Origin of the sequence: Halomonas sp. CH40, assembly GCA_041875495.1 — a bacterium.
GTDB lineage: Bacteria > Pseudomonadota > Gammaproteobacteria > Pseudomonadales > Halomonadaceae > Vreelandella.
In genome coordinates this window covers 2,138,176-2,156,210 of the sequence record CP112982.1, presented here as the reverse complement: position 1 = coordinate 2,156,210, position 18,035 = coordinate 2,138,176, and the positions used below count along the sequence as shown (strand labels likewise).

General features: G+C 54.3%; 22 protein-coding genes. 16 read left to right on the top strand and 6 right to left on the bottom strand.

What is annotated here, in order from left to right:
• Positions 1–17: 17 nt before the first annotated feature.
• From OR573_09930 to OR573_09915, 4 genes are all read left to right on the top strand, one after another.
• Positions 18–353 (top strand): PilZ domain-containing protein, encoded by a 336-nt coding sequence (locus OR573_09930; protein ID XGA78835.1) that lies wholly within the window; start codon positions 18–20, stop codon positions 351–353.
• Between the two features lie 63 nt (positions 354–416).
• Positions 417–1,250, top strand: coding sequence for a TatD family hydrolase (locus OR573_09925; protein ID XGA78834.1), 834 nt, complete (start codon positions 417–419; stop codon positions 1,248–1,250).
• Positions 1,251–1,285: 35 nt separating this feature from the next.
• Positions 1,286–1,837 (top strand): DUF1285 domain-containing protein, encoded by a 552-nt coding sequence (locus OR573_09920; protein XGA78833.1) that lies wholly within the window; start codon positions 1,286–1,288, stop codon positions 1,835–1,837.
• 5 nt (positions 1,838–1,842) lie between these two features.
• A complete protein-coding gene (locus OR573_09915; protein ID XGA78832.1) occupies positions 1,843–4,071 on the top strand; it encodes an ATP-dependent helicase in 2,229 nt (742 codons plus the stop codon).
• Between the two features lie 30 nt (positions 4,072–4,101).
• On the opposite strand, the gene OR573_09910 is transcribed toward OR573_09915, so the two are convergent.
• The 3 genes from OR573_09910 to OR573_09900 all read right to left on the bottom strand — a co-directional run bounded on the left by OR573_09910 (position 4,102) and on the right by OR573_09900 (position 6,707).
• Positions 4,102–4,518 (bottom strand): type II toxin-antitoxin system VapC family toxin, encoded by a 417-nt coding sequence (locus OR573_09910; GenBank protein ID XGA78831.1) that lies wholly within the window; start codon positions 4,516–4,518, stop codon positions 4,102–4,104.
• Entirely contained in the window at positions 4,515–4,817 is a 303-nt protein-coding gene (locus OR573_09905) for an Arc family DNA-binding protein (protein ID XGA78830.1), read from the bottom strand. The genes OR573_09910 and OR573_09905 overlap by 4 nt, the downstream gene beginning before the upstream one ends.
• A gap of 249 nt (positions 4,818–5,066) precedes the next feature.
• Positions 5,067–6,707, bottom strand: coding sequence for an electron transfer flavoprotein-ubiquinone oxidoreductase (locus OR573_09900; GenBank protein XGA81717.1), 1,641 nt, complete (start codon positions 6,705–6,707; stop codon positions 5,067–5,069).
• 481 nt (positions 6,708–7,188) lie between these two features.
• On the opposite strand from OR573_09900, the gene OR573_09895 reads away from it, so the two are divergent.
• The 8 genes from OR573_09895 to OR573_09860 all read left to right on the top strand — a co-directional run bounded on the left by OR573_09895 (position 7,189) and on the right by OR573_09860 (position 14,665).
• Positions 7,189–7,938: an electron transfer flavoprotein subunit beta/FixA family protein gene (locus OR573_09895; GenBank protein ID XGA78829.1), complete on the top strand. Its 750-nt coding sequence runs from the start codon at positions 7,189–7,191 to the stop codon at positions 7,936–7,938.
• Positions 7,939–7,971: 33 nt separating this feature from the next.
• Positions 7,972–8,898: an FAD-binding protein gene (locus OR573_09890; protein XGA78828.1), complete on the top strand. Its 927-nt coding sequence runs from the start codon at positions 7,972–7,974 to the stop codon at positions 8,896–8,898.
• Between the two features lie 355 nt (positions 8,899–9,253).
• The gene (locus OR573_09885) at positions 9,254–9,865 is read left to right on the top strand and encodes a superoxide dismutase (GenBank protein XGA78827.1); all 612 of its coding nucleotides are present in this window, start codon (positions 9,254–9,256) and stop codon (positions 9,863–9,865) included.
• Positions 9,866–10,187: 322 nt separating this feature from the next.
• Complete coding sequence (gene nrdH / locus OR573_09880) at positions 10,188–10,409, top strand: glutaredoxin-like protein NrdH (protein XGA78826.1); 222 nt, start codon at positions 10,188–10,190, stop codon at positions 10,407–10,409.
• An 8-nt stretch (positions 10,410–10,417) separates the two neighbouring features.
• Positions 10,418–10,852 carry a class Ib ribonucleoside-diphosphate reductase assembly flavoprotein NrdI gene (nrdI, locus tag OR573_09875; GenBank protein XGA78825.1) on the top strand — a complete coding sequence of 145 codons (435 nt, stop codon included), beginning with the start codon at positions 10,418–10,420 and terminating at the stop codon, positions 10,850–10,852.
• A complete protein-coding gene (gene nrdE / locus OR573_09870; protein XGA78824.1) occupies positions 10,834–13,002 on the top strand; it encodes a class 1b ribonucleoside-diphosphate reductase subunit alpha in 2,169 nt (722 codons plus the stop codon). The genes nrdI and nrdE overlap by 19 nt, the downstream gene beginning before the upstream one ends.
• Entirely contained in the window at positions 12,902–14,005 is a 1,104-nt protein-coding gene (nrdF, locus tag OR573_09865) for a class 1b ribonucleoside-diphosphate reductase subunit beta (protein XGA78823.1), read from the top strand. The genes nrdE and nrdF overlap by 101 nt, the downstream gene beginning before the upstream one ends.
• Positions 14,006–14,347: 342 nt before the next feature.
• Positions 14,348–14,665 (top strand): antibiotic biosynthesis monooxygenase, encoded by a 318-nt coding sequence (locus tag OR573_09860; GenBank protein XGA78822.1) that lies wholly within the window; start codon positions 14,348–14,350, stop codon positions 14,663–14,665.
• 60 nt (positions 14,666–14,725) lie between these two features.
• On the opposite strand, the gene OR573_09855 is transcribed toward OR573_09860, so the two are convergent.
• Genes OR573_09855 through OR573_09845 form a run of 3 tightly spaced genes read right to left on the bottom strand, consistent with a single transcriptional unit; the run spans position 14,726 to position 15,570 of the window.
• Positions 14,726–15,055, bottom strand: a complete 330-nt coding sequence (locus OR573_09855; GenBank protein XGA81716.1) for a CcdB family protein — start codon at positions 15,053–15,055, stop codon at positions 14,726–14,728.
• The gene (locus tag OR573_09850; GenBank protein XGA78821.1) at positions 15,030–15,299 is read right to left on the bottom strand and encodes a type II toxin-antitoxin system YafQ family toxin; all 270 of its coding nucleotides are present in this window, start codon (positions 15,297–15,299) and stop codon (positions 15,030–15,032) included. The genes OR573_09855 and OR573_09850 overlap by 26 nt, the downstream gene beginning before the upstream one ends.
• Entirely contained in the window at positions 15,286–15,570 is a 285-nt protein-coding gene (locus OR573_09845) for a type II toxin-antitoxin system RelB/DinJ family antitoxin (GenBank protein ID XGA78820.1), read from the bottom strand. The genes OR573_09850 and OR573_09845 overlap by 14 nt, the downstream gene beginning before the upstream one ends.
• A gap of 69 nt (positions 15,571–15,639) precedes the next feature.
• Here OR573_09845 and OR573_09840 point away from each other — a divergent pair, with 69 nt between their 5' ends.
• The 4 genes from OR573_09840 (at position 15,640) to OR573_09825 (ending at position 17,571) form a co-directional block, all read left to right on the top strand.
• Entirely contained in the window at positions 15,640–15,903 is a 264-nt protein-coding gene (locus OR573_09840; protein ID XGA78819.1) for a hypothetical protein, read from the top strand.
• Positions 15,904–16,387: 484 nt separating this feature from the next.
• The gene (locus OR573_09835) at positions 16,388–16,702 is read left to right on the top strand and encodes a HigA family addiction module antitoxin (GenBank protein ID XGA78818.1); all 315 of its coding nucleotides are present in this window, start codon (positions 16,388–16,390) and stop codon (positions 16,700–16,702) included.
• Between the two features lie 299 nt (positions 16,703–17,001).
• Positions 17,002–17,271 (top strand): type II toxin-antitoxin system Phd/YefM family antitoxin, encoded by a 270-nt coding sequence (locus tag OR573_09830; protein ID XGA78817.1) that lies wholly within the window; start codon positions 17,002–17,004, stop codon positions 17,269–17,271.
• Positions 17,272–17,571 carry a type II toxin-antitoxin system RelE/ParE family toxin gene (locus OR573_09825; GenBank protein XGA78816.1) on the top strand — a complete coding sequence of 100 codons (300 nt, stop codon included), beginning with the start codon at positions 17,272–17,274 and terminating at the stop codon, positions 17,569–17,571. It abuts the gene before it with no gap.
• Positions 17,572–18,035 lie beyond the last annotated feature (464 nt).

The following is an 18,035-nucleotide window of genomic DNA, read 5'->3' as shown; positions in this document are numbered from 1 at the left end:
ATGGAGGAGTTGCTGAAATGACCGCTCACAAAGCATTATCATTGCAGATTCCGGATATACCGACATTGCTGTCTGCCTATATGCCGTTTCTGGAACGTGGCGGTATTTTTGTCCCCACGCCCCGACTTTATACCCTGGGTCAGCCGATTGTGCTGCTGTTGACCCTGCCGGGCGACGACGAACGCCTGGTGATCAATGGCAAGGTAGCCTGGATTTCACCTGAAGGTGTAAGCGGTCGGCGTATTCCGGGTATCGGCGTCCACTTCAACCAGCAGGATCACCATGCCCGCGACCGCATAGAAGCCTTGTTGGCAGGGCAGCTGGATAAGGCGGCGCCTTCTTATACGTTGTGAATGTAAGCACCCTGTGAACGACGGTCTTATAACGTTTTTTCATTTATTTTGTTGAGTGCCCCCATGTTTGTTGATTCTCACTGTCACCTGGACCGTTTGTCGGACAAAACCCACGCTGGCGACCTGGCCGCTACCCTGAACGCTGCCCGGGCCGCTGATGTCAGCCAGTTTCTGGCCATCGCAGTGACGCTGGAAGACGTGCCGGGGCTGGCTGCGATTGCCCGGGAGCATCAGGACGTGGTGATTTCAGCGGGGCTTCATCCGCTACATAGCGCTGCAAAAGAACCCGATGTCGATGATATTGTCGCCGCCGCCGACCAGTATGGGGCGGTAGCGATTGGTGAGTCCGGGCTGGATTATCACTACCGTGACAGCGTGCCCGTGGATATTCAGCATACGCGCTTCAAGCGCCACCTGCTGGCCGCTCGAGAGCTGGAGCTACCCATAGTGGTGCATACCCGGGAGGCCAAGGAAGATACGTTGGCGCTGCTGCGGGAGTACACTGATCCCAAGGTCGGCGGTGTCCTGCACTGTTTTAGCGAAGACCTGGAGATGGCCAGGGAAGCCGTCAGGTTGGGCTTCTATATTTCGTTTTCAGGGATGGTGACCTTTGCTAACGCGGCCTCTCTGCGTGAGGTTGCCCGGCAGATCCCGCTGGACCGGTTATTGATCGAGACCGATAGCCCCTATCTTGCGCCGGTGCCGCATCGTGGCAAGCCCAATCAGCCTGCCTGGGTCGTGCAGGTGGCCGAATGTATCGCTGAAGTACGTGGTATCAGCGTGGACGAGCTGGCCATGCAAACCACCGCCAATTTTTACCATCTATTTCGCTCCGCCGTCCCTGAAGCGCCGGCCAAGGTGCGTGAAGCGCTGAATATGGCAGGCCTGGTCAACTGATCCCAGGCCACTTTTTGTTAGCGAGGTGTAACGTCATGCAGATTGATCGTCTCCTTCATCATTGTGATGGGGCAGCGGAAATCCCGCCGCTTGATCAGTGGCATCCTCCGTTGCTGGGCGATATGCCGTTGCTTATCCAGGCAGATGGCCAATGGCTGCATGAAGGCCGACCCTTTACTCGCCCACAGCTGGTACGCATGTTGGCAAGCCTGTTGCGTCAGGACCCGGAAGGCACCTGCCTGGTGACGCCGGCTGAACGCTGGCGCATAGAGGTTGCTGATTGCCCCTTTGTGATTGTTGATGCTGACCAGCGCGATGGCGACTGGTGGCTAACCACCCACTACGGCGATCAATTGCGCCTGGACCAAACTCATGTCCTGCAAGTGACAACGACGCCCGAAGGGGAGGACGTGCCTCAGGTCAATGTGCGTTTTGGCCTCGCAGGGCGTTTGAGCCGCAATGTCTATTATCAGCTGGTTGATGCCGCTGAAACCCGCGAGAGCGCCAACGGGCACTGTGACGTTGGCCTGTGGAGCGGCGGCCATTGGCAGGTGCTGGGCGTGATTGCCGCTGGCGAGGCGCCGTGAATGGCATGACGGACACGCCGCTGACGCTACAGCAGCAGGCGGTAGTAGAACATCAGGGTGGGCATGCCCGGGTGGCGGCGGTGGCGGGCGCTGGTAAGACCACCACCATGGCAGCGCGTGTGCTGTATCTGTTGGCTCAAGGGGTCGCACCCAAACGCATGCTGGTGCTGATGTTCAACCGCTCAGCACGCGATGATTTTCAGCGCCGTCTGCAACAGATGGCGCAGCCGGGCCAGCCGCTGCCGGACATTCGCACCTTTCATTCCCTGGGTTATCGTCTGACCAACAGCCTGAGCCGTTGGCGAGCGCTTGAGCCACGCCGCCTGCTCTCCGCTGACTGGCAATTGGAGCGTCTGCTCAAGCAGGCCAGTCTAGACGTGCTTTTTCATCAGCCAGAGCGCCGGGAAGCTGCCCTGGAAGGTGAGCGGCTTGAGGCATTGGCGCATTTCTGCGGGCTGGTCAAAGCCGAGATGGCCGAGCCGGGTGAGCTGCACCAGCGGCTGGGTTATGAACCGGATACCGACTACTTTCCCGCTGCCTTTCAGGCCTCAGAAATACTGCTGCGCGAGGCAGGGGTGATGACCTATGCGGATCTGCTTTACCGCCCCCTGCGCGCCCTGGAAGCAGACGCGGGTTTGCGCCAGCGGGTGGAAGGCTTTCTGGATTACGTCATCATTGATGAGTATCAGGATATCAATACTGCCCAGCAGCGCCTGCTGGCGGTGCTGGCGGGCAGCCGGGCAGATGTCATGGCGGTAGGGGATGCCAATCAGTGCATCTATGAGTGGCGGGGCGCCCGACCGGATACCATGCTGGAAAATTTCACCGCGACCTTTGGCAGTGCAACGGATTACCCGCTCTCAACCACCTTTCGCCATGGCCATGCCCTGGCGCTGGCTGCCAATCACGCCATTTACGCCAACCAGCGCCGCCCGGATCAGCTTTGCCTGGCGGCTGAAGGGAATCCAACCACCGAGATTCGCGTAGCGCAGGGCAGCCGCCTGTTGCTGGATACCCTGTTTGACTGGAAATCTCAGGGGCGGCCTTTGAGTGATGCCTGCCTGCTGGTGCGCAGCTGGGCGCTGTCGGTACCCGTTCAGCTGGCACTGCTACAGGCTGGCATCCCGTTTCGTATGCAGCGAGAAGACCGCTTTGTATTTCGCTTGCCGCTGGTTCAAGCGCTGGCCGGTTACCTGAAGTTGGCGCGCCAGTCGGCCCTGCTTAACGACCCTGAGCTGGTTACTCTGTTGCTGGCGCAACCCACGCCTTTTGTTGCCCGTGAGCGTTTGCAGCGGCTGGCTTTTGAGCTGACTCGCACCCAGCAGTGGCCCCAGCGTGATGCCGCTGTTCTGGCGGATATCAAGCCTGGCCAGAGGCGTACCCTCAAAAAGCGTTGGATGCTGCTGCTGGAGCTGCCCAGGCTAAGCCAGTGGTCCACCTCCAGGCTGTTGCAGCATGTGGTGGACAGCATTGATGCTGAGAAAACCTTAAAACGGGCCGCTGCGCGGCGTGATAAAGGCGAAGAGGATGTGCGTTTGTTGGATGTGCTGATTGAGCAGGCTGATAGCGTCCAAAATCCGGATGCCTTTATTGAACTGCTGGAACGGCCGGTTGAAAATCAGGCCAATGGCGTTCTGATCAGCACTGTGCATGGCGCCAAGGGGCTGGAGTGGCCGCTGGTGGCTGTAGCCGGTGTAAATGAAGAGGATTTTCCCCATTACAGCCGCGATAACCCTCTGAACGATGACCGCCTGGAAGAAGAGCGTCGGCTGTTCTATGTGGCAATTACCCGCGCGCAGCAGACCCTTTTATTACTGCATGATGGCGGCGAGCATCGTCCGAGCCGTTTTATTGCCGAAAGCGCCTGGCAGGACTGTATGCGCGTGGCAAAACAGCTGCAAGATGCGCCGCAAGAAGACCCGCAACACCCATTAAGCGTGACATCGCCTACTATCGTCAGCCGCTATCTGGCGATGGCCGGGCACGACGATATCCGGGTTGTGGCCAACCCCCAGGCGCCGCATATTGCCGAAAGCAGCACGGCCTATTCGTCCGCCACGGACTATTACCCAGGTCAGCGATTGCGCCACCATTTCTTTGGTGAAGGGGAAGTTGCCAGTGTGGAAGGCAGCGCCGACAATCCGGTGATAGACGTGCGTTTTGCCGAAGCAGGCAGGCGTCGTCTGGTGGCCAGACAGGCGCCGATTGAAGTGCTGGATATCAAGCAGGCCTGATAGTGCTTACTGAAAGCAAAATCCGTTCGATTAGCCTCCCCAAGGATTAATTACATCTAGGTTTGCTGCCTCAAATGGCGCCATATCACGGGATGCAACCTGATAACCCTTTGATGCGGCAATGGCAGCAATAAAGCCATCCGGTGTAGGGAAGCCGCGGCCGGCGGCTCTGGCGACCACCGCTAGCTCGGCATACTTGCGGGCCGCATCGGTGTCAAAGGGTAATATTCGGTTCTTGAACAACAGCATGAGGCCGTCCAGAGACTCGCTTAGCATGTCCTTGCGCTTGCCGTTAGGTATCGATGCTATGCCAAATAACAACTCAGCCAGCGTAACACTGGACAGGTACAGCGTTTCGGCTGACTGCTTGTTAAGCCAGGCTCTTACGGCTGGGTTGGGTTCGGGTTTCATCGCCTCGGAAACGATGTTCGTATCCAGAACGATCATTCAAACCTCATCGGCTCAGCAGGTGTCCTGTCGCGTATTTGCTCTAAGGTCTCAACGTCTTGGTTAGAAAGTCCTACCTTACGACCCAGCTCAGCTAGAGCATCGCCCATTTTGAGGCGGTTTTCTGGCTGCGTGGCTTCTTTCAAGATAGCCCGTACCTCAGCTTCGGTGCTGCGGTGATGCTGCTTAGCCCGTGCCTTCAGTGCATTATGTACCTCGTCAGGGATACTCCTGATAGTCATCATGCCCATGGCGTAAACCTCCTTCACTTCTTTTGCATGCGTCAGCATAAACTGCATATTATATGCATTCATATTAGCATGATGACTGCATGTGACAAGCGTGGGTGAATCCAGAACCACCAAGCATTCTTGAAAACAAAGACATGCTGGCAGTTAGAGAGCCAGATTAAAAAAGAGCGCTTGAGAGGAGGGGGCAGGAAAGGCGTTTAAGCCCCTCAGCGAGGGGCTATTGACTCTCTCTGGACTGTTTTGCATGTCCGACCATTCTTGCCTATAAACCTGTTTTATCTATTAGGCCCTTCGCACTTACATATTAGGATAGTTGGGCCCGCCGCCGCCTTCCGGGGCCACCCAGGTAATGTTCTGGGTCGGGTCCTTGATATCGCAGGTCTTGCAGTGCACGCAGTTCTGGAAGTTGATCTGGAAACGCGGGTTGCCAGCGTCGTCTTCCACCACTTCGTAGACCCCTGCCGGGCAGTAGCGCTGGGCGGGCTCGGCGTAGGTGGGCAGGTTATCGCGAATCGGCAGTTCCGGGTCGCTTAACTTCAGGTGGCAGGGCTGGTCTTCCTCGTGGTTGGTGTTGGATAGAAACACCGAGGTCGACTTGTCAAACGACAGCTTGCCGTCCGGCTTGGGATAGTCGATTTTCTCGAACTCCGCCGCTGGCTTCAGCGCACCGTGGTCGGTGGTGGTGTCGTGCAGGTTGGGCAGCTTGTTGCCCAGCAGCTGGTTGGCGAAGTTGTAGGCACCGCCCGCCACCGTGCCGTATTTGTGAATCGCTGGGCCAAAGCTGGCGCTGGCCTTGAGTTCTGCGTAGGCCCAGCTGGCTTCCCACTTCTCGGTGAAGGTGGTCAGCTCCTGGCCGCCTTCATCGCCTGCCTGAAGGGCTTCAAAGACGCTTTCCGCCGCTACCAGGCCGGATTTCATCGCCGTGTGCAGGCCCTTGATCTTGGCAAAGTTCAGGGTGCCCGCATCGCAGCCAATCAGCAGGCCACCGGCAAAGGTCATTTTCGGCAGGCAGTTCAGGCCACCCTTGGTCAGCGCCCGAGCGCCGTAGGCCACCCGTTTGCCGCCCTCAAGGTGTTGGCTGAGTACCGGGTGGTGCTTCATGCGCTGGAACTCGTCAAACGGCGAGAGCCAGGGGTTCTGGTAAGACAGATCCATAATCAGCCCGACCACCACCTGCTGGTTCTCGGCGTGGTAGAGGAACCAGCCGCCGTGGGTGTTTTTATCCAGCGGCCAGCCGGAGCCGTGCAGCACCAGCCCCGGCTCGTGCTGCTCGGCAGGCACGTCCCACAGCTCTTTCAGGCCGATGCCGTAATGCTGGGGGTCGCGGCCGGCATTGAGGGAAAACTCGCTGATCAAGCGCTTGCCCAGATGCCCGCGGGCGCCTTCGGCAAACAGGGTATATTTGGCGCGCAGCTCCATGCCCGGCATATGGCCGTCTTTGGGCTGGCCATCGGCGCCCACGCCCATATCGCCGATCAGGATGCCGCGCACGCGGTCGTCTTCGATGATCACATCCTGGGCGGCAAAGCCGGGGAAGATTTCCACGCCCAGCTGCTCGGCCTGCTCGCCCAGCCAGCGGCACAGGTTACCGGCGCTGATCACGTAGCGGGCCATATCCCCGCCGGTGTTATGCATGCTCTTGGGCACCAGAGCGTTGGGGATCTGCTGGCTTTTCTCGGCATCCTTGAGCAGATGGACTTCATCGCGGATAGCGGGGGTGGTCAAGGGCGCACCGCGCTCTTCCCAATCGGGGAACAGCTCAGCCAGGGCGCGCGGTTCGAACACCGCGCCGGAGAGAATGTGCGCGCCGACTTCGGAGCCTTTTTCGACCACGCAGACGGTCAGCTCCTGCTCGGCGGCATTGGCCTGCTGCATCAGGCGGCAGGCGGCGGAAAGCCCGGATGGCCCGGCGCCGACAATCACGACGTCAAATTCCATCACATCGCGTTCGAGAGTGTCTTCAGTATGTTCCACGGTGGCATCTCCTTTAACAAGTCCCAACGTATGGCTGTGCTGGCGGTCTGGCTGTGAGAGAGGTAATCGTCACAACCGTTAAATTATAACGTTAGATGAATATAAGCTTGAATTTTAAACGGTCGTTTGCTTCAGCTTCTATGTCATGATAGGCATAATAAGAGTACAACGTCACCTCTGAATTATTCAGGCAGCATAGCGCGGGGTGAATCGAGATGCAGCTGAAGTCACGTTTGATTGATACCAAGGACGTAGACATAGAGTGGTAATAGAGTCTTGTGGCACTGTGTTCAGTTGTGGCATGTTGAAAAGGTTTTTTAGCGTTGAACCTATCAAACGCTTGCATGAATATTAAATAGTGGCCGTTATGCTTGTTAAAAATGGTCAAGTGTTTGCTAACACCCTTTTTCAGTAAGGGCTTACCAGAAAGCCAAGCGAGGAATCCATGAAAGTACTCGTCGCGGTGAAACGCGTCATTGATTACAACGTCAAGATTCGCGTAAAAGCGGATAGATCCGATGTTGATCTCACCAATGTCAAAATGGCCATGAACCCGTTTTGTGAAATTGCCGTTGAAGAAGCCGTACGTCTTAAAGAAAAAGGCGTGGCGACAGAGGTGGTGGCTGTGACGATTGGCCCCAAGGCAGCACAAGAGCAGTTGCGTACTGCGCTGGCGCTGGGAGCCGACCGGGCGATTCATATTGAAACCGATGAGCGGGTTGATTCTCTGGGAGCTGCCAAGGCGCTCGCCAAACTGGTAGAAGAAGAGCAGCCCGGCCTTGTCGTGCTCGGTAAGCAGGCAATTGATAGCGATAACAATCAGACGGGTCAGATGCTGGCAGCGCTGACCGACCTGCCTCAGGGCACCTTTGCATCCGAGGTAAGCGTAGAAGGTGAAAAGCTCAAGGTAACCCGTGAGATTGATGGGGGGCTGCAGACCATCGAGCTTTCCCTGCCGGCCATTGTCACCACTGACCTGCGCCTGAATGAGCCGCGCTATGCCAAACTGCCCGATATCATGAAGGCCAAGAAAAAGCCGCTGGATGTCAAAACACCGGCAGACCTGGGTGTCGAGCTGGCCAGTAAGGTGAGCCTGGTTAGCGTTGAGCCGCCCGCCGAGCGCCAGGGAGGCGTCAAGGTCGCCTCGGTAGATGAGCTGGTCGACAAACTCAAAAACGAAGCCAAAGTACTTTAAATCATATAAGTGCTTTAAATAGGAGCCGAATTCATGAGCATTCTGGTACTGGCTGATTTACATGACGGTCAACTGGCGGGCGCTACGGCAAGTGTTATTGCCGCCGCCCAGGCAATTGGCGGTGATATTGATGTTCTGGTGGCGGGTGAAAACGTCCAGGCAGCGGCTGACGCAGCGGCCAAACTTGATGGGGTTAGCAAGGTGCGGGTCGCCGATAATGCTGTCTATGCCCATCAGCTGGCTGAACCCATGGGCAAGCTGCTGCTGGCGTTGGCGGATGACTACACCCATGTACTGGCCTCTGCATCCACCACGGGCAAGAACGTCTTGCCGCGTCTGGCCGCACTGAAAGATGTCAATCAGCTTTCCGATATCATAGCAGTGGAAGGCGCTGATACGTTCAAGCGCCCCATTTATGCGGGTAATGCGATTGCCACCGTCAAGAGCGAAGACGCCCTCAAGGTGATTACCGTTCGCCCCAGCGCCTTTGATGGCGTGGGTGACGGTGGTGCTGCCAGCATTGAAGCGGTTGATATCGTAGTGGAAAACACTCAGTCCACCTTTATTGGTGAAGAGCTGGCCAAATCTGACCGGCCTGAGTTGGGCGGTGCCAAGGTGGTGGTTTCCGGCGGCCGTGGTATGGGCAACGGTGAAAACTTCAAACTGCTGGAAGGCATTGCTGACAAGCTGGGGGCTGCCATGGGGGCTTCCCGTGCGGCAGTGGACGCAGGGTTTGTGCCCAACGACATGCAGGTAGGGCAAACCGGCAAGATCGTCGCGCCGGATCTGTACATTGCCGTGGGTATTTCCGGTGCCATTCAGCACCTGGCGGGCATGAAAGATTCCAAGGTGATCGTGGCGATCAACAAGGATGAAGAAGCGCCGATTTTCCAGGTGGCTGATTACGGCCTGGTCGGTGACCTGTTCGAGGTGCTGCCGGAACTTGAGAGCAAACTGTAAACCCTTGGGTTCAGCGGGCCTGTCCGCTTCTGGCCTGCAGGTCACTGTATGACATGACTAAAGGTTAATGCCTGATTAGCCGGTTCTCAAAGAGGGCCGGCTTTTTTCTGGCCGAAAAATTAGGTAGACTTCAAATAGTTGATTAAATTACTCGGTCAATGCAGCAAGGCAAAATCGGGCTGCGAAATTAAAATTGTGACTATAATGGTTGAAAAACTGTCATACAGTCCGCACATAGTTTCGTAACACACAGATTTTTAGCATTGAATTGATGACAGGGCGTTCAGACATTGGCAACAACACATGTTAGTGAACGTCGTGATATTCGTAAAAGCCACGCAAGGAGATGATAACAATGGCACATACACTGCCTGAACTTCCGTACGCTTATGATGCACTTGAGCCGCATATTGACGCGATGACCATGGAAATTCACCATTCGCGTCACCACAATACTTATGTCACCAACCTGAACGCTGCGCTTGAAGGCACTGGCCTTGAAGACGTGCCGGTTGAAGAGTTGATTGCTGACCTTGATCGCGTTCCTGAAGAAAAGCGTCAGGCGGTCATCAACAACGGTGGCGGCCATGCCAACCACTCTATGTTCTGGCAAATGATGTCGCCCAATGGCGGCGGTCAGCCGCAGGGCGATGTGGCCAAGGCAATTGATGCTGAGCTTGGCGGCTTTGATGCGTTCAAGGATGCTTTCAAGAAAGCGGCGCTTGGTCGTTTTGGTAGCGGTTGGGCCTGGCTCTCCGTCACACCTGAGAAAAAACTGGTTGTAGAGAACACCTTGAACCAAGACAGCCCGATCATGCATGGCAATACGCCTGTGCTGGGTCTGGATGTTTGGGAACATGCCTACTACCTGAAATTCCAGAACAAGCGTCCTGATTACGTTGAAACCTTCTTCAACGTCATCAACTGGGAAGACGTTGAGCGCCGTTATCAGGCTGCTATCGCCTGATCCAACGCAGACGATAACGGCACCTCATACTGAGATCGCCACAAAAAACCGCTCCCTGAAAAGGGGGCGGTTTTTTTGTGGAAAAAAACAAAAAAACACAGGTGCTGAAAGGATATCCAAGTGGGTGGCTGAGGCAGCCTCTAAGCACCGGCTGGGTAGAATATTGGGTAATAGCTGTCAATAACCTGTGGATTAAAAATACCACATATGCCTGAATTGATTTTTCCATGTGCTATATATAGTATGTGTTGTGCCTTTCAAAGAGGGTAGGCACTAGATATGCCCTACCTGAAAAACACTGCGATGAAAAGGAAAAATAGCCATGGATATCCAGATTTATAGCAAGCCTGCCTGCGTCCAATGCACCGCGACCTACCGCGCGCTGGATAAGCAGGGCCTGGCGTACACCGTTATTGATATCACCGCTGAAGATGACGCCAAAGCACAGGTTGAAGCCCTGGGCTATCGTCAGCTGCCGGTGGTTGTGGCAGGTGAAGATCACTGGTCGGGTTTCCGCCCGGACCGTATTCAGGCGCTGGCCTGAAACTCACCATGCAGATAGCAGATAGGGCCGTCGAGCCGGCAGGCACTCTGGTGTATTTTTCCACCAAGTCAGGCAATACCCATCGCTTTATCCAGAAGCTGGGTTTTAGCGCCCAGCGCTTGCCGCTGAATCGTCAGGAACCCACCTTAAAGGTAGAGCAGCCGTACATTCTGGTCACCCCCACCTATGGTGGCGGCTATGCCCAGGGGGCCGTTCCCAAGCAGGTGATCCGCTTCTTGAACGATAAGCATAACCGGGGCCTGATCCGCGGGGTGATTGCCGCTGGAAATACCAATTTTGGCGAAGCGTATGGAATGGCCGGGCAGATTATTGCCGAAAAGTGCCAGGTACCGTTTCTGTATCGATTTGAACTGTTTGGCACTGATGAAGATGTCATCAGAGTCCGTGAAGGAGTGAATGCATTTTGGAAACGTCAACCCTAGAGAAACAGCAAGCACCTGACGCTGCCGCCCCTGATCGGCGCGCGCTGGATTACCACGCCCTGAATGCCATGCTGAACCTTTACGGTGCCAACGGTGAGTTGCAGTTGGATAAGGATCGCGAGGCGGCCCGTCAGTACTTTCTTCAGCATGTGAACCAGAACACCGTTTTCTTCCACTCTCTGGAAGAAAAGCTCGATTACCTGGTGGAAGAGGGCTATTACGAGGCCAATGTACTGGCCCAGTACCCGGCCGAATTTATCAAGGGGTTGTTTGAGCAGGCCTACGCCTATAAATTCCGCTTTCCGAGCTTTCTGGGCGCTTTCAAGTATTACACCAGCTACACCCTGAAGACGTTTGATGGCAAACGTTATCTGGAACGCTATGAAGACCGTGTCTGCATGGTCGCCCTGGCGCTTGCTCGCGGTGATCAGGCTTTGGCCAGGTCGCTGGTGGATGAGATTATCAGCGGGCGTTTCCAGCCGGCGACCCCGACCTTCCTGAACTGCGGTAAGCAGCAGCGCGGCGAGCTGGTGTCGTGCTTTCTGCTGCGCATCGAAGACAACATGGAATCGATTGGCCGCTCGATCAACTCGGCGCTGCAGCTTTCCAAGCGCGGCGGCGGTGTGGCCTTCCTGCTCAGCAATATCCGCGAGTCGGGGGCGCCGATCAAGCGCATCGAGAACCAGTCGTCGGGCATTATCCCGATCATGAAACTGCTTGAAGATGCTTTCTCCTATGCCAACCAGTTGGGCGCGCGCCAGGGCGCCGGGGCGGTGTATCTCAATGCTCACCACCCGGATATCCTGCGTTTTCTGGATACCAAGCGGGAAAATGCCGACGAGAAAATTCGCATCAAGACACTGTCGCTGGGCGTGACGATTCCGGACATTACCTTTGAGCTGGCCAAGCGCAACGACGACATGTACCTGTTCTCGCCCTATGACGTTGAGCGGGTCTATGGCGTGCCCTTTGGCGATATCAGCGTGACCGAGAAGTATCATGAAATGGTCGCTGATGCGCGTATCCGCAAGCACAAGATCAATGCTCGCGCCTTCTTCCAGACTCTGGCAGAGCTGCAGTTCGAGTCCGGCTACCCCTACATCATGTTCGAGGACACCGTTAATCGCGCCAACCCGATTGCCGGGCGCATCAACATGAGCAACCTGTGCTCCGAGATCCTGCAGGTCAACACGCCCACCCAATACGATGATGACCTTGGTTACCGTGAAGTGGGGCAGGATATCTCCTGCAACCTGGGTTCGATGAATATCGCCAAGGTGATGGATGCAGGGGATATCGGTACCAGCGTCGAGATTGCTATTCGCGGGCTGACCGTCGTCTCTGAAATGAGCAATCTGCAGAGCGTGCCCTCCATTGCTGAAGGTAACGCCAAATCCCGTGCCATTGGCCTGGGGCAGATGAACCTGCACGGCTTCCTGGCCCGTGAGCATATCTATTACGGCTCGGATGAAGGTCTGGATTTCACCAATCTATATTTCTACTGCGTGGCCTTCCATGCCATTCGCGCTTCCAACCGGCTGGCCATTGAGCACGGCGAAGCCTTTGCCGGGTTTGAAGATTCCACCTATGCCTCGGGCACTTTCTTTGACAAGTACACCGATCAGGCCTGGCTGCCGCGTACCGAAAAAGTACGCCAGCTGTTTGAGCGCAGCGGTATTGCCTTGCCGTCTCAGGAGGATTGGCAGGCGCTGAAGGCATCCGTTATGGCCCACGGCCTGTATAACCGCAACCTGCAGGCGGTGCCGCCGACGGGGTCGATCTCCTATATCAATCATTCCACCTCCAGTATTCATCCGGTGGCAGCGAAGATCGAGATCCGTAAGGAAGGTAAGCTGGGGCGGGTCTACTACCCGGCGCCTTTCCTCAACGAGGCCAACTTCGACTATTTCCAGGATGCCTACGAAATCGGCCCGGAAAAGATTATCGACACCTACGCCGAGGCTTCCCAGCACGTGGATCAGGGGCTTTCGCTGACGCTGTTCTTCCCGGACACCGCAACCACCCGGGATATCAACAAGGCGCAGATTTATGCCTGGCGCAAAGGCATCAAGACGCTTTACTACATCCGCCTGCGCCAAAGTGCGCTGGAAGGCACGGAAGTGGAAGGCTGCGTTTCCTGCACCCTCTAACCTGATCACGCGACTGACAAGGGTAATTCACATGAATATGATGCAACGTTTATCGCGGGTTGATGCCATCAACTGGAACCGCCTTGAGGATGATAAGGACCTGGAGGTCTGGAACCGCCTGACCAGCAACTTCTGGCTGCCGGAAAAAGTGCCGCTGTCCAACGATATCCAGTCGTGGAATACCCTGACCCCTCAGGAGAAACAGCTGACCATACGGGTATTCACCGGCCTGACATTGCTGGATACCATCCAGAGCAGCGTGGGCGCCCCGGTGCTGATGGACGACGCCCGCACCCCCCATGAAGAGGCGGTCTACACCAATATCGCCTTTATGGAATCCGTGCATGCGCGTTCCTACAGCTCGATCTTCTCGACCTTGTGCAACACCCGTGACGTGGACGATGCCTTCCGCTGGAGCGAGGAAAACCCGACGCTGCAGATGAAATCCGAGCTGATTCTCAGCCGTTACCGCTCGGATGATCCCTTGATGCGCAAGGTGGCCAGCGTCTTCCTGGAGTCGTTTCTGTTCTACTCGGGCTTTTACCTGCCGATGTACTGGTCCAGCCACGCCAAGCTGACCAACACCGCTGACCTGATTCGTCTGATCATTCGCGATGAAGCGGTACACGGCTATTATGTCGGCTATAAATTCCAGCAGGCTCTGGCAGAAGCGACGCCGGAACGCCAGCAGGAGGTCAAGGACTACGCCTATGAACTGCTTCTGGAGCTTTACGATAACGAGGTGCGCTACACCGAATCGCTCTATGATGAAGTGGGCCTGACGGAAGACGTGAAGAAGTTCCTTCACTACAACGCCAACAAGGCGCTGATGAACCTTGGCTTCGAACCACTCTTCCCCAGCAGTGTGACGGATGTCGATCCAACCATCATGGCAGCACTTTCCCCGAGTGCGGACGAAAACCACGATTTCTTCTCCGGCTCCGGCTCTTCCTACGTCATCGGCAAGGCCGTCGCCACTGAAGACGACGACTGGGCGTTTTAAGAAGCCGATTTCCCGCCAGGCAAGTGGCGAGCGGGGTGCTCGCCACTTTCTTTATAAGCAAAATCTGTTATTCTCAGACTGAAAGTGTGGTTGGAATAACCGCTATCCCAAGTGCCAAGTTGCCTCACTTCATTTAATGTATGCATATACAGTTTTATTAAGTCGAGCAAAACGCGCAAGCGCGCGAATTCTGGATAGGTGGCCCAGCTATATTTAAGTGCTATAAAAATCAATGAGTTGGGGGGGGATGAAGCACGTCGGATAATATTATTGAACGCGCAAGATTGTTCATCCAATATCAGGACGTGCAGTCCAATCACTGTTAAATGCCTAGAGGGAGTTATGTCAGAGATTGCCAACACACCTGATCCTCCATATTACGCGGTGATCTTCAGCAGCTATCGCACGGAGGGTGATAATGGGTACTCTGAAATGGCTGAACGAATGGTGAAATTGGCATCAGAGCAACCCGGCTTTCTGGGCATTGAGTCTGCTAGAGAGAGCGTAGGTATTACTGTGTCGTACTGGGCAAGTCTTGAAGCAATCACCAACTGGAAGAAAAATGCTGAGCATCGAGAGGCCCAGCGACTTGGCCATCAGCAATGGTATTCCAGCTTTAGGGTTAGGGTGGCCAAGGTTGAGCGTGAATACGGCATTTAACCAGTTGGTCAACCGGACCGCTTTTACGCTGACGCTTCAAAGCGTCCGGTTACCTCGGCGTTAAATGCCGGTGATAGCCCTATCCAGGGCTCCAACAATCTGCTTTTTGAAGTGCGATAGAGAACCCACCGGGTTTTTGAGGTGCTTTTCAGAAACAGTGGAAATTTGTGGGGTTAACAGTAGAAGCGCCTCGTCTCCAAAGCTGATGTCCGGCGTGAGAGCTTGCAGGGTTTCGCCACCGAAGGCGGAGCGTTTTCCCAAAGGGATGACGATGCAGGTTGCAAGTTCGCTTAGCAGGCTACTTTGAACATCGACAAGGTAAGGGTAGTGCGCTTTGCTTCGCGTTATTTGAGGTATGCAGCAGCTAGAAAAGCTCGCTGTGAGAACCAATGCGTGCAAGTTGTAGTGTGTCGTTGTTGATTCTATAGATCAGAACAAGATCAGGCTGAATGTGGCAATCGCGAAAGCCATGCCAGTTACCTGTTAGTAGATGATCAATATTTTTGGATGCTAGCGTTTCACTGCGTTGTAACTGGGAAATAATATTCCCGACTTCGATAATGTCGGGAATAGGCATCTTAGTGATTTTTTTAAAATCTTTTTTGAATTGTGTTGAATATTCAAGAGCGAGCATTTCGAATCTTGCCCTCGGTCAGCTCGTTGAGCATATCATCGACAGATGAGCTTTGTTTGCCTTTGCCTTCAACCAATTCTTTAATTGCAGCGGTAGTTGTCGCATTTGGTTGACGCGCCTTAAGCTCAAAGGGTATACCACCGTGGTTGATGACTGCTCGGGCAAAAAGTTTAAGAGCCTGAGATGGACTTAGCCCGACATCATCGCAAATGTTGGTAAAAGCAACCTTTGTGTCATGATCTATGCGTGTGCTAAGCATTTCGCTTTTCATGGTAATTACTCCAAGGTGTGATGCAATGTAAGACATTGTAGCACATGGTTTGAATATCACATAACAAACGTGCGCCTACAAGCAGAAGTTGAACAGCACTTGGAAGCAATCGCCTGCAGGCTCCACCAGAGCAAAGGCTGGGTTATCAATCAGGCACTATCAGAATACATTGAAAGACAACAGCGTGAGCAGAAGCGTTGGCAGCAAAAGCTAGCAGTCTGTCGGATTATGAGCATCGCTTACAGTGACGGCGCCCACCTCCCACCGTTTTGTGTTGCCACCGGACTGCTTCAGCAATATGGCACCATTAGGTGCTATTTGAAACGCCAGTAGCAGCCCAAGCACTGGTGACGGATCTCAATTATATGCAAGGGGGAAGCCCCTCAGCTTGAGGCCAGGCGATGCATCCGCTTGATATTCCACGCCAAGGTGGCCAATCGCCACTCACCACTGACGTTCTACAGCCCGCGTAGATTGTGGCGATACCGATTGGCGCGGCAGTTGGCAGCACGCCGAGAGACTCCTGTGAACACGGCCTGACGGAAGATGTGAAGAAATTCCTTCACTATAACGCCAATAAAGCGCTGATGAACCTCAGGTTTGAACCGTTGTATCCCCAGCAGCGTGACTAGAGTTGCAAACTCTCTTGTTGGGTGCATAGTTTACCTTTATGACATTCAGTACTTTTGCTGTGTTGGGTATCTTTTCATCAATTTTTGCACGATGGTTAGAAAGCCATCCGCGCACTATACTTGGCATAAATATTAGTGTAAGGATCAGTCGAAGTGTGCGACTACCACTGAGAAAGGTGATGAACATGGCTATTCCAAACACTAACGGTATTCAGCGCAAGCCAACTCATCCTGGTGAAATGCTCAGAGAAGATTTCTTACCAGACTATGACCTGACGGTTGCAGGGCTGGCTGAGTCTTTGGGTGTCTCTCGTCAATCAGTTAATGAGCTGTTGCGAGAACGACGTGCTGTCAGTCCTGAAATGGCGCTGCGACTTGCTCGTTTATTTGGTAACTCTCCTGAATTTTGGCTGAATGCGCGGCGTGCTGTTGATCTGTGGACGGCGGCTCAGTCGATCAAAGAGGAAGTTGACCGGATTAAACCGTTACACGCTGCTTAACTAGGCCATGCACCGGATGCCAAAACCTCCGCTTCGCTGCGGGTTTGTCACTGGTGATGGCGGTCTATGGTGGATGGCTGGAGCATGATTGGCTGCTGAAAATCCCACAGCCCACACGACAACATATGAAAAATGACGTTGCGACGTACATGCGTTATTACAACTTGGAGAGATTCAAAACAATTTCTCAACTGCTTCGCGGCAACAAACTTACTGCAAAGCTCTGCATTATATGTCTTGACCGCACCTATTAACAGGTGCTATTTAAAGGTCTTCAGATCGTTGGTCAGGTAATCACTATGCAGGTTAAATTTTCCGAGGATGTCATTCCTCTATCAGACCTTAAGATCAATCCCGGAAAGGTGGTGGGTCAAGCGCATGACACTCACCGCCCAATCCTGATTACCAGTCGCGGCCGTGGGGTCGCTGTGGTTCAGGGGCTTGAGGATTATGAGAGAGCAGCAGAGGAATTGCGGTTCGTAAAGGCGGTGGCGCAGGGGCTGATGAATGTTCGTGAGGGCAACACCTTATCGCTGGAGGATGCCAAGAAAACGTTGGGCATTCAGTAAATGGAATTACGCATCGCACAGTCAGCTATTGAGGACTTACAGGCTATTCAGGCGTATTACAAAGAACAGGATGTGCCACATATCGGTGATGGTTTCGTGACGAATATTCTGGAGCATAGCGAGCTGCTTCAACTCCACCCTGATGCTGGCCGAGTTGTTCCTGAATTCAACCTAGATCATATTCGTGAATTGATTCACGCGCCATTTCGGGTTGTCTACCTTAGGCAGGCTCAAGAGGTTGTACTCATACGCGTCTGGCGGACTGAGAGGCAGCTCGAATTACCAGAAAACGAAACATAACTCGACCTTAACCGGATGCCAAAACCTCCGCTGCGCTACGGTTCTGTCAAGTATTTAACCAGCCGTTGCTGTCAGGCCGTTTTCCAACGTTTCGCGGCTAATAACTGGTTCGTGATCCGAGATAAAAACTGCCGCTGTGCAGTATTGATGCGCAAGCTCGAATACCTATGTTGAAGCTAACGGCTTGCCTCTCGCACGTCACCGTCAGTTCTGATGGCCCGTTTCGATGTCTTCGAAAACGTAAGCCTGAACCTGCTAATCATCAGCGGTTGCCGGTCATCGGTTTCCGCCGCTCTAACCAGATGGGCTTGAAACCAACAATATACCGTTATCTTGTAATTTTCTCTATTTTCTTTCCCTCCTGTGCCTTTTCTTAATTGTACGCCTCGCCTCGATTGAGGCAGATTGCCAACATGGCGTTGGCTTTTCGTTTCGATTCCACTAAATGTTAATGATAAATATTG